We start from the raw sequence: 11601 nt of genomic DNA, 5'->3' as shown, positions 1-11601 counted from the left end.
AGCAAGATAACGCCAGATTTCGGACTTTTGCCGCAGGGTTGCCGCCCGGGGGCGGCGGAGGCACGCGCCCTCAGACCTCGGGGCGCAGCATCGGCGGGTTGAGCAGGGTCGCGCCGCCGGCCCTGAACAGCTGGGCGGGGCGCCCTCCCTGACGGGTGGTGGTCCCCCCGGTCGGGACGAGGAAGCCCGGGGTGCCGGTCACCTTGCGGTGGAAGTTGCGGGGGTCGAGCGTGACGCCCCAGACCGCCTCGTAGACCCGGCGCAGCTCGCCGACGGTGAACTCCGGCGGACAGAACGCCGTGGCGAGCGAGGAGTACTCGATCTTGGAACGTGCCCGCTCCACCCCGTCGGAGAGGATCTGGGCGTGGTCGAAGGCGAGCGCGTCCGGGGAGTCGGCGTCGGCGACCCACGCCTGGTCGAGCAGCTTCTCCACGGGCGCCCAGCGCGCGCTGTTGGCGTCACCGCCGGGCCGCGGCGCGGGCAGGTCCGGGGCGAGCGCGAGGTGGGCGACGCTCACCACCCGCATCCGCGGGTCGCGCTTGGGCGCTCCGTAGGTGGCGAGCTGTTCCAGGTGCGCCCCGTTGTCCGGCACCGGCCTCGGTGCGGAAGGGTCGTGGGCGCGCAGTCCGGTCTCCTCCGCCAGTTCGCGCGCGGCGGCGGCGCCGAGGTCCTCGTCGTCACGGACGAAACCGCCGGGCAGTGCCCATCGCCCCTGGAAGGGCGCCTCCCCCCTGCGGACGACCAGGGTGCACAGTGCATGGCTCCGCACGGTGAGGACGACCAGGTCGACGGTGACAGCGAAGGGCGGGAAGGCCGACGGGTCGTAGGGCATGCCGCGATCATAGTCGTCCTTTTGACGATAAACACGCCCCGTGCGCACTCCGCCTCCGACCTCCCCACCTGGCCGCGAAGGCTTCCTCGTCTCCGTGTCCGGCATGCGTCACACCCCTAGTTGCAAGGACTCGGCGGCCTCCTCGACCATACCGAGCCCGAGACGGCTCACCCGCACGGCGAAGGGTTCCCCGGCGACCACGAGTCCCGAGAGCCGGAGCGCTCCCAGCGGCGCGGAGGCCATGGGCTGCACGGCGACGCTCCGGCCCGGGGCGTCGGGGCGGACCCCGGCGAGGGCGGTGAGCGCGTGGACCGCTCCGGCGGCCGCGACGGCCGCGGGACGGCAGGCGGCCGGGTGCGGCACGGGGCGCGAGCCCGTGGTCCGCTGCTCGCCCGCGTACATCTCGGGCAACCGGTGGCCGAAGAGCTCCGCGGCGTCGATGAGGCCCCTGAGCAGGGACACGGCCTCCTTCTCGTATCCGGCGGCGGCCAGCCCGGCGACGGCGACGGCCGTCTCGTGGACGCGGACGGATCCGGCCCGGTGCCCGAACGGGTTGTGGCCGGGCTCCTTGGCGCCGAGGCTGCGAAGTCCCCAGCCCGAGTCGAGCGCGGGGGTGCCGAGCAGTCGCGCGACCTGTTCGGTCTCCGTCCGGTCGAGGAGCCCCTGGGCGTACCGGCCGCCGCCGAGGAGCCCGGTGTCCAGGAGGTGAGCGGCCCATCCGCCGAGCTGGGGCCAGGAGCGTCCCTCCGCCGACCGGGCCGCGGCGGGCCGGCCGCCGGAGGGGTCGTCGAGCCAGAACTCACCGCGGAACCGCCGGCACAGTGTCCGGGCGGCCGCCCGGAGCTCTTCCCCGCCGGTCCGTCCGCAGCCGTCGAGGAGATCGGCCCCGAGCAGGGCGGCCCGATGCGCGTGGGCCTGCGTCTCGGCCCGCCAGGGGCCGCCGGGCGCCGGGTCCGGCAGGAGCCCGTCCGCGTCGAGACGGCGGCGCAGCCAGCCGAGGCAGCGCTCCGCCACCGGAAGGAGCTCGTCGAGCTCGGCAGCGGGAAGGCCCCACCGCCGGGCCTCGGCAAGGACGACGGGGAAGGCGAGGGTGGCCTCGACGCCGGTGCAGCGGGGCGGGAGGTGCGGTCCCGCGTCCCGCAGCGGGCCGGGGATGCGCCCGGCCTCGGGTCCGCCGGGGACCTGGGTGCGGCCGAGGGCGCGGAGGGTGGTGGCGGCGAGCCGGGTGCCGAGCGGCAGGGCCATGCGGGCCGCCCAGAGCGCCTCCGCGGTGACGGGCCCGCAGCGCCACGGGACGCCGGCCGCGAGATGGACGTCGGCGGGGTGCGCGGGATCGCGCTGGAGAAGGGCCCGCAGGTCCTCGACGGAGGCGCGGAGCAGCGCGCCGGTCCTGCGGTCGTCTCCCTCCGCCTGGATGTCGGAGAACAGGTTCCCGCCGGGGCGGCCGCCCCCGACGGGCGCGGCGCCGCCGGGAGGGCGGTCGGCCTGGACGCGGAGGTGGAGGGTGAGAGAGGTGCCGGGGGCGAGGTCGGCTTCCCAGCGCAGGACCCCTGCCGCCGCCAGGGAGTCCGTCGGTGCGGGGTCGGCGGTGACGGCGACGGACCGGCCGTCGGGGGCGGTCCAGCGGAGGCCGGTGCCGTGGACGCTGGGCCTGAGTTCGGGCCGGGGCCGGCCGGACGCGACCGCGCCCAGCTCCGCGAGATCCGTGCCCAGAGCGAGTTCCACCGGGACGCGGACGGGCCGGGGACCGGCGCTGCGCAGGGTGATCCGCTCGGTTCCGTCGGCGCCGCGAGAGCGCTCGACGGTGACGCCGGGATCGGGTCCGGTGTCGCCGGGGACGCGGAGGGCGCCGACGAACACGGCCCGGTCCGCGGCGGCGAGTCGCCCCTGGAGGGGAACGGGCTCGCGTCCGGCGACCCGCAGGACGCTGCGGGAGAGGAGCCGTCGCCCCGACGCGTAGACGCCTTCCGGTCCGTGCCCGGTGAGCTGGCCGTGCTCGGGGGAGACTGCGAAGGCGGGCAGGGCGACGCACAGAAGGGCGTCGTGGACCGGAGGGAGCTCCCCGGGGCGGGGCCCGTGGGGTGCGGGGGCGCCGCCCACGGACGGTTGCCTGGTGGGGTGTCCGGTGGGGTGTCCGGGGGCCGGGACAGGGCTGAGAACCATGGGGGGTGTGGCGTGCTCTCTGTGCGATCCGGACGGCCGGCGGGGTGTCGGCGGCACGGCTCGCCCGGCTCCGCCACAGAGGTGAACGGTCCGGCGGCGTGCGGGGTCACGGTCGTCATCGGCCACTCCTCGTCCCGCGCCGCCCGCCGTGGTGCGGGGCCGGGCTCCCCGGCCGGGTCGCGGCCCGTCCGGCGGGCCGGACGCCCGGCGCTCCCCGCCCTCGCCGGTCGGCGCCGTGCTCCGCCCGTGGGAGCCCCGTCCGGGCTCCGCCGGGGCGGACTCCCCGCGTGCGGGTCCGGGTACGCGCCCGGCTGCCGCGCGTGGGGGCGGCGGGCGTCTCCGCCGCTGCGCGGGTCTCCCTCTCCTGCCGCAGACAGACGCGCAGCGACTCGGGGTCGAGGCCCTCGTTGCACGCCTGGTGCAGCAGCCGGGCGAAGACGTACTCGGGATCGGCCCGCAGGGCGAGGCCGAGGGCGACACGTGCGGTCGGCTCGTCACCGGTCGACCAGGCGGCCCAGCCGGCGAGGGCCAGTGGCGCGGCGGCGTACTCCTCGTACGGGGCGACACAGCGCCGGGCGAGGACGCGCCAGAGCCGCACGGCCGCGGAGCCTTCGGCGCCCTCCATCCATTCGGCGAGGCGGTCGCGGGTGACGCGGTCCTGGAGCCCCAGGATCACGGCCGCCGCCTCGCCGGCGTCGACCCGGGCGTCGTCGTCGGCCTCGGCCGCGGCGCTGCCCCGGCGGATGCCGTCCGCCCCGGTCCGGCGGGGCGGTTCGGCGAACCGGCCGAGGAGTCGGCCCGCGAGAGCCACGGTGGTCTCGCGCAGCCGCGCCCGGCCGTGCTCGTCCGCACCGTCGACGACGCGGGGGACGATCGCGGCCGCGGCCGCGTCGAGGGCGGCGCGCTGCTCCGCGTCGCCGGGTGAGCCGGTGGGCCTGAAGGCCGCCTCCATCTCCCGGAGCGAGCCCCGTACCCGGATTCCCGCGTAGGCGGCGGCCGCCGCCATGACCGAGGTGCCGGCGAGGGCGAGCGGGGTGCCCTCGGGCGGGCAGCAACGGGTGTCGGGGCAGCAGTACGAGAAGTGGCGCCCGCCGGAGATGCACAGCACCTCGTAGACGGGGATGTCGAGGGCTCCGCAGGCGGTCCGGAGGCGCTGGGCGAAGGGCCGCAGCCGCTCGTGGACCTGGCGTGCGGTCTCGCCCGGGCGTGGGTCCTGGCAGAGGAAGCCGACGATGCCGTCGGGTGGCGTGGAGTGCTGCGCGGACGTCTCGACAAGGCATTCGGCGAGGTGGTCCGCGGTGGAGTCCCACTCGCCGGGCGAGCGGGGAATGCCGAGCCTGATCCGGCCGCCGAAGCGTCCGTTCGTGCCGTGCAGGGCGACGAGCACGACCGAGTCGGTCGGGTGGAAGCCGAGCACGAACGGCAGGGCGTCGGCGAGCTCGGACGGGCTGCGCAGGGTGATCTGCGGGCCTCGGGTGGATGCGTTGGTCTCGTGGTGATTCGCGTTCATGGCGAGGACCGTCTCGTGATCTCCGATTTCCTACAACCCCTGTGGATAACTACGCACATACGGTGTGATGATCTGATTTGCACTGTCCACAGATCGACGTCTCGTTCGCCGAATGTCCGAGGCATCGGGTTGCATGGGCACATGACCCACGCAGACCGCCCGGAAGACCGCGCCGCGCTCCGCGCCACCGCCGATGCCGTACTGGCCCGACTCGTCGGAGACCCGACCGGTACGGCCAGACTGCGCGAGGACCAGTGGCGCGCCATCGAGGCGCTGGTCGCCGACCACCGCCGGGCGCTGGTGGTGCAGCGGACCGGCTGGGGCAAGTCCGCCGTCTACTTCGTGGCGACCTCGCTGCTGCGCGAGCGCGGCAGCGGACCCACCGTCATCGTCTCGCCGCTGCTCGCCCTCATGCGCAACCAGGTGGAGGCGGCCGCGCGGGCGGGCATCCGGGCCCGCACGATCAACTCGTCGAACACCGAGGAGTGGGACAGCGTCCAGGACGAGGTGGCCGCGGGCGAGGTCGACGTCCTGCTCGTCTCCCCCGAGCGGCTCAACAACCCGGACTTCCGCGACCAGGTCCTGCCACGGCTCTCGGCCGCCACGGGACTGCTGGTGGTGGACGAGGCACACTGCATCTCCGACTGGGGCCACGACTTCAGGCCCGACTACCGGCGGCTGCGCACGATGCTCGCCGACCTCCCGGCCGGTGTACCGGTGCTCGCCACCACCGCCACCGCGAACGCCCGGGTGACGGCGGACGTCGCCGAACAGCTCGGCACCGGCGCCGGCACCGACGCCCTCGTCCTGCGCGGCCCGCTGGACCGCGAGTCCCTCAGCCTCGGCGTGGTCACGCTGCCCGACGCGGCCCACCGGCTGGCCTGGCTCGCCGACCACCTCGACGAGCTGCCGGGCTCCGGGATCATCTACACCCTGACCGTCGCGGCCGCCGAGGAGGTCACCGCCTACCTCCGCCAGTGCGGTCACACGGTCTCCTCGTACACGGGGCGGACGGAGAACGCGGACCGCCAGCAGGCCGAGGACGACCTGCTGGCGAACCGGGTCAAGGCCCTGGTGGCGACCTCGGCGCTCGGCATGGGCTTCGACAAGCCGGACCTCGGCTTCGTCGTCCACCTCGGCTCGCCCTCCTCGCCGATCGCCTACTACCAGCAGGTCGGCCGCGCCGGACGAGGCGTGGAGCACGCGGAGGTGCTGCTGCTCCCCGGCAAGGAGGACGAGGCCATCTGGCGGTACTTCGCCTCCGTGGCCTTCCCGCCCGAGGAGCAGGTGCGCCGGACGCTCGACGTCCTCGCCTCGGCCGGCCGACCGCTCTCGCTGCCCGCGCTGGAGCCACTGGTCGAGCTGCGCCGGACCCGTCTGGAGACCATGCTCAAGGTGCTCGACGTGGACGGCGCCGTCCACCGGGTCAAGGGCGGCTGGGAGAGCACCGGGCAGCCCTGGGTGTACGACACCGAGCGGTACGCGTGGGTGGCCGAGCAGCGGTCGGCGGAGCAGCAGGCGATGCGCGAGTACGCCACCACGACGGGGTGCCGGATGGAGTTCCTGAGGCGCCGGCTGGACGACGAGGAGGCCGTGCCCTGCGGCCGCTGCGACAACTGCGCGGGGCCCCGGTTCGACCCGAAGGTGACGGACTCGGCACTGGACGCGGCCAAGGGCGAGCTGGGCCGCCCGGGCGTGGACGTGGACCCGCGCCGGATGTGGCCGACGGGGCTGGCCGCCGCCGGTGTCGACCTGAAGGGCCGGATCCCGGCCGGTGAGCAGGCCTTCGGCGGGCGCGCCCTCGGGCGCCTCTCGGACATCGGCTGGGGCAACCGGCTCCGGCCGCTGCTGGCCGACACGGCGCCGGACGGCCCGGTGCCGGACGACGTGGTGCAGGCGGTGGTCCAGGTGCTCGCCGACTGGGCGAAGGGCCCCGGCGGATGGGCGTCCGGCGCCTCCGACGCGCCGGCCAGGCCCGCCGGGGTGGTCACGGTCGCCTCGCGGCGACGGCCGGCCCTGGTCGGCTCGCTCGGGGCGCGGATCGCGGAGATCGGGCGGATGCCGCTGCTCGGAGCGGTGGAGTACACGCCCGAGGCGGAGGACCTGCGTCTGTCCCGTACGAACAGCGCCCAGCGCGTCATCGGGCTCCACCGGGCGCTGGAGGTCACGCCCGACCTCGCGGAGCGGGTGGCCGCCGCGGGCGGCCCGGTGCTCCTGGTGGACGACCTGTCCGACACCGGTTGGACCCTGGCCGTGGCGGCGCGTCTGCTGAGACGGTCCGGAGCGGAAGGGGTCTTTCCACTAGTGCTCGCCGTCCAGGGGTGAGAAGGGTCGGCAAACGGCGAGTGAATACTGGGTAACTGGGCAGGGATATCAGTGGCATAACGGTTCATTACCGTCAGCCGCCTCAATTGCTCGTTGCCGCCCCCGCTCGGGCCACGCCAGAATTGGGGAACCGCCCCACACGGCTCGAAGCGGTCCGGAAGGACTGTGCCGTGCTGCGCCCTCACCCCACCTTGCCCGCCTTGCGGGCGCGTATCCGAAGGGAGGACCGTGACCCTCGGATTCGCTCCGTCCACCGCCTCGCTCGGCTCAAGCTCCGCCTCTGCGAGCCGTCTCGCCCGGATGCTGGAGCCCGCCGACTGGGCCGCGGCCGGAGTTCCCTTGCTGCGCAGTCCTCGTGAGGTCGTGAGCGGGCTGCACTCCCGCCATCGTCCCCTGCCCACGACCGCGGTCGTGGCGGTGCTCGACCATGAGGAACGCCTCACCGCGAGCGCCTCGTTCACCCGTCGCCCCGGCCCCGCCGACGGCTGGGAGTTCCGGAACGCGCTTCTCGCCCATCTGCGGCGCGTGGTGCCGCACGACCTCCGTCGGCGTACCCCCGTCCGGACGGCGGTACTGGTCTACTGCCGGGACGGTGACGAGCGTTGGACCGAGGAGGACGGGGCCTGGATGTGGGGGCTGCGTGACGCCTGCACGCTCCACGGCCTGCGCTGCGGTGCGTACATCACCCTGACCAAGGCCGGCTGGCAGGTCTTCGGCGAGGGCCGGGGCGGCCGCCGGCCGAGCTCGGACTCCACGCCACTGGCGCTGGGCGAGCAGCCGACCGGCGAGCTCGGTCACCTCACGCCGCGGACGGCGGGAGGGGCGGCCGAGCCCCTGCGCAGGGCCGCGGCGCGCTGACCTCGCCGACCGCTCCGCCGGACCGCTTCCGGTCCGGCGGAGACACGACCGGTCAGACTCCGGCGCCGAGGACCGAGGTGACCCGCTCCGGGTCTCCGCAGACCACGAGCAGGACACCCGCGCGGGACCGGGCGACCGGCAGGGCACGGGCGAGCACGTCGTCACCGCCGTTGTCGGCGACGATCACCACGGGGCGGGCGGCGACCCGGTCCACCGAGGCGGCGTCCGCGAAGAACACGTCCTCGGCGACGTCCTGCTGGGCCCAGTAGGACGTCTCGCCGAAGGACAGCTCGTGCGCGGTCCACGGGTGGCGTTCACCGGTGGTGAGTACCAGCACCTCGCCGGGCAGCCTGCCGCTGTCCAGCAGCAGGTCGAGGGCCTCCTCGGCGGCGTCGAGGGCGCCGTCGGCCGGAGCCGGGATGAGCTGGAGCTGCGGATTGTCGCCGCCGGAACGATTCTCCGGACGGCTCTTGGGTGCGGGCGGACCCGGGACGGGCCGCGGGGCCGGCGGCCCGGGGTGAGCCGCGCCGGGGCGAGGGGAGGCCGCCGAACGCGGGCCGGGGACGGGACGTGGGGTCGGCGCGGGACGGCCGGCGGCCGCGGTGGCGCTAGGACCCTGAGCGCTCTCGTGAATCTGAGGCTCCTCGGGAGGGAGAGGCATGGGTGGATGTCTATCAAATGCCGTTTCGGACGGCACCGTCGGGTGGGCGCACAAGGGCGCCCCCGGTCGACCGGGACCTCGTCGGTGAGGTCCCGCGACCGGAAGATCAGAAGTCGAAGCCGAGTTGGCCCCCGCTCTCCAGAGCGGCCGCCTCCGCGGAGAGACGGACCTTCTTGAGGTGCCGCCATCGGGGCATGGCGTCCAGGTAGGACCAGGAGAGCCGGTGGTACGGGGTGGGACCCAGCTCTTCGAGGGCTGCCTTGTGGACGGGCGAAGGGTAGCCCGCGTTGGCGGCGAAGCCGTAGCCGGCGCAGTCAGGACCGGAATCCAGCCCGGCCATCATGGCGTCCCGCCGCACCTTCGCGATCACGGAGGCCGCGGCGACGGCGATACAGGACTGGTCGCCCTTGATCACCGTACGCACCTGCCAGGGACTGCCGAGGTAGTCGTGCTTTCCGTCGAGGATGACCGCGTCCGGACGGACCGGGAGGCCGTCGAGGGCCCGGACCGCCGCAAGGCGCAGGGCCGCGGTCATCCCGAGTTCGTCGATCTCCTGCGGGGACGCCTCACCGAGCGCGTAGGCGGTGACCCAGCGCTCCAGCTCGACGGCGAGGGCGGTGCGCCGCTTCGGGGCGATCAGCTTGGAGTCGGTCAGGCCTTCGGGCGGACGGCGCAGACCGGTGACGGCCGCGCACACGGTGACGGGCCCGGCCCATGCTCCGCGTCCGACCTCGTCGACCCCGGCGACGATCTTGGCGCCGGTGGTCGCTCGGAGCGACCGCTCGACGGTGTGGGTGGGAGGTTCGTACGGCATGGCGCCTGACAGGTTACGCCGCCGGATGCCGCACGCGGTACCCGGATTCCCGTCAGGCGCTCCTCACCTCTCGCCGCGGGCCCGTTCAGGCCGGTCCCGAGCGGACCAGCGGCACCATGATCCGGTCGATGACATCGGCCATCTCGCCGTCGGTCCATTCACTGCCGCACACCTTCGAGCGGTACATCATCATCGCCGGGATGACATCGAGGACGAGGTCGTCCAGGGCGTCGGCGCGCACCTCTCCGCGGGCGACACCACGCTCCAGCACGCGCGCGAAGAGTTGCTTCGAGGGGCCGACGACGCCGTTCTCGATCAGGGCGCGGAAGCGGACGGCCGCTTCCTCGTCGCACTCGTGAAGGACCGCGCGCAGGGCGAGACCGGGACGCGAGTTCATGACGTCGCGGACCCGGCGGCAGAGCTCGTACAACTCGTCGCGGAAGCCGCCGAGGTCGGGGGCCTCGTCGAAGCGGGGCAGTCCGGCCCGGAGGGCGTCGGCGACCAGGTCTTCCTTGGACGGCCAGCGCCGGTACACCGCGGCTTTGCCCGTCTGCGCGCCGAGCGCGACACGCTCCATGGTCAGGCCGTTCCACCCGACGCTGCTCAGCTGGTCGAGCGCCGCGTCCAGGATGGCGCGTTCGAGCACCGGTCCGCGTCTACGGGACACCGCTCCGTCCGGCCGGGCGGCGGCCGTGGAGCGCGAAGTCATCATCAGGGTCTCTCCGTTGGGGACGAGGCGAACCACCGGCAGTACTCAGTGAACGGTTGCGTTCACTGAGGGGGAGTCACTACCGTGAAGGACAGTGAACGGTCACGTTCACTAATTCTTCCGTGGGGGATCCATAGTGACAACAACTCCGGTCGACACACAGGCCGAGAAAGGCCTCGCCGGCTCCGGGGGCCGGCCGGGAATCGCACTGACGGTCATCGCCGCCTGCCAGCTGATGGTCGTCCTCGACGCCACGATCGTGAACATCGCGCTGCCGCACATCCAGGACGCGCTCTCCTTCTCCACCACCGATCTGTCGTGGGTGCTGAGCGCCTACACGCTGACCTTCGGCGGCCTGCTGCTCCTCGGCGGCCGAGCCGGCGACATCCTCGGCCGCCGCCGGGTCTTCATGGCCGGCATCCTGCTCTTCACCTTCGCCTCGCTCCTCGGCGGCTTCGCGCAGGAGCCCTGGCACCTGCTCGCCGCCCGCGCGCTGCAGGGCGTGGGCGGCGCGATCGCCTCGCCGACCTCGCTCGCCCTGATCACCACCACGTTCCCCGAAGGGCCGGAACGCAACCGGGCGTTCGGCGTCTTCGCCGCCGTCTCGGCCGGTGGCGGCGCGATCGGACTGCTCGCCGGCGGCATGCTCACGGAGTGGCTGGACTGGCGCTGGGTGCTCTTCGTCAACGTGCCCATCGGCCTGTTGATCGTGTTCCTCGCGCCCCGGTACATCAACGAGTCCGAGCGTCATCCCGGCCGCTTCGACATCGCGGGCGCGGCGACCTCCACACTCGGCATGGCGGCGCTGGTCTACGGCTTCATCCGCGCCTCGGAGAATGGCTGGAAGGACTCGCTGACGATCGGTTCGTTCGTCAGCGCGGTGGTGCTGCTGGTCGCCTTCGCGCTGGTCGAGTCGCGTGCGAAGGAACCCATCACGCCCCTGCGGATGTTCGCCGACCGGAACCGCTCCGGGACGTACGTGATCATGCTGAGCCTCGCGGCCGCCATGTTCGGCATGTTCTTCTTCATCGTCCTGTGGGTGCAGGGCGTACTGGGGTACTCGCCGATCGCGTCCGGCCTCGCGTTCCTCCCGGTCACGGTGGCGATCGTGACGGGCGCCGGGCTTTCCCAGCGGTTCCTGCCCACACTGGGCCCGAAGCCGTTCATGGTGGCCGGCTCCACGATCACGGGCGTCGGACTCTTCTGGCTGACCTTCATCGAGGCGGACAGCAGCTATGTCGGCGGGGTCCTCGGCCCGATGGTCCTCTTCGGGTTCGGCATGGGCCTCAACTTCGTCACGCTCACCCTGACGGCCGTCTCGGGGGTCGCCCAGCACGAGGCGGGCGCGGCGTCCGGTCTGCTCAACGCGACGCAGCAGGTGGGCGGCTCGCTGGGCCTCTCCATCCTGGTCACGGTCTTCGGCACGGCGAGCCGCAACGAGGGCGAGAAGCAGGCGGCGGACTTCCTCGCCACCGCGACGCCGGAGCAGCAGGCCGAGTTCCTGCGGGCGAAGGAGCTCCCGGCGCCCTGGAGTCACGAGGTACTGACCTCGGGCATCTCGACCGCGTTCACCGCGGCGGTGGCGATGGTCGCGGTCGCGCTGCTCACGGCGGTCCTGGTGATCCGGGTCCGCAGGAGCGATCTGGAGGCGCTCAGCGGCAAGGCCGAGGCCGCGGGCCCCGCGGCCTGACGGCGGGCGCGGATGCCCGGACCCGGCGGGGTCCGGGCA

9 protein-coding genes are annotated in these 11601 nt (G+C 73.9%); 3 read left to right on the top strand and 6 right to left on the bottom strand.

The genetic code is table 11. From position 1 onward, the window contains the following. Positions 1-70: 70 nt before the first annotated feature. The 3 genes from ACFQ8C_RS12070 to ACFQ8C_RS12060 form a co-directional block, all read right to left on the bottom strand. Positions 71-832 carry an NUDIX domain-containing protein gene (locus tag ACFQ8C_RS12070; RefSeq protein WP_383455278.1) on the bottom strand — a complete coding sequence of 254 codons (762 nt, stop codon included), beginning with the start codon at positions 830-832 and terminating at the stop codon, positions 71-73. Positions 833-940: 108 nt separating this feature from the next. Beyond that, positions 941-2995: a glycogen debranching N-terminal domain-containing protein gene (locus ACFQ8C_RS12065; protein ID WP_383455275.1), complete on the bottom strand. Its 2055-nt coding sequence runs from the start codon at positions 2993-2995 to the stop codon at positions 941-943. Positions 2996-3110: 115 nt separating this feature from the next. Then, positions 3111-4505, bottom strand: a complete 1395-nt coding sequence (locus ACFQ8C_RS12060; protein WP_383455272.1) for a DUF4192 domain-containing protein — start codon at positions 4503-4505, stop codon at positions 3111-3113. A gap of 141 nt (positions 4506-4646) precedes the next feature. On the opposite strand from ACFQ8C_RS12060, the gene ACFQ8C_RS12055 reads away from it, so the two are divergent. Continuing rightward, positions 4647-6830, top strand: coding sequence for a RecQ family ATP-dependent DNA helicase (locus ACFQ8C_RS12055; protein ID WP_383455269.1), 2184 nt, complete (start codon positions 4647-4649; stop codon positions 6828-6830). Between the two features lie 228 nt (positions 6831-7058). Next, complete coding sequence (locus tag ACFQ8C_RS12050; protein WP_383455266.1) at positions 7059-7688, top strand: hypothetical protein; 630 nt, start codon at positions 7059-7061, stop codon at positions 7686-7688. A 52-nt stretch (positions 7689-7740) separates the two neighbouring features. Here ACFQ8C_RS12050 and ACFQ8C_RS12045 read toward each other — a convergent pair whose 3' ends face one another. From ACFQ8C_RS12045 to ACFQ8C_RS12035, 3 genes are all read right to left on the bottom strand, one after another. Further along, the gene (locus tag ACFQ8C_RS12045; RefSeq protein ID WP_383455264.1) at positions 7741-8349 is read right to left on the bottom strand and encodes a hypothetical protein; all 609 of its coding nucleotides are present in this window, start codon (positions 8347-8349) and stop codon (positions 7741-7743) included. A gap of 106 nt (positions 8350-8455) precedes the next feature. Continuing rightward, a complete protein-coding gene (locus tag ACFQ8C_RS12040; protein WP_383455261.1) occupies positions 8456-9163 on the bottom strand; it encodes a ribonuclease HII in 708 nt (235 codons plus the stop codon). Positions 9164-9248: 85 nt separating this feature from the next. Then, entirely contained in the window at positions 9249-9875 is a 627-nt protein-coding gene (locus ACFQ8C_RS12035) for a TetR/AcrR family transcriptional regulator (RefSeq protein ID WP_383455258.1), read from the bottom strand. Between the two features lie 133 nt (positions 9876-10008). On the opposite strand from ACFQ8C_RS12035, the gene ACFQ8C_RS12030 reads away from it, so the two are divergent. Beyond that, positions 10009-11562 carry an MFS transporter gene (locus tag ACFQ8C_RS12030; RefSeq protein WP_383455256.1) on the top strand — a complete coding sequence of 518 codons (1554 nt, stop codon included), beginning with the start codon at positions 10009-10011 and terminating at the stop codon, positions 11560-11562. The last annotated feature ends 39 nt before the right edge of the window (positions 11563-11601 follow it).

It is taken from the genome of Streptomyces sp. NPDC056503 (genome assembly GCF_042794995.1).
In the GTDB taxonomy this organism is placed as follows: domain Bacteria; phylum Actinomycetota; class Actinomycetes; order Streptomycetales; family Streptomycetaceae; genus Streptomyces.
Note: the sequence above shows the minus strand (reverse complement) of the source record. Positions and strands in the feature narration are given on the sequence as shown.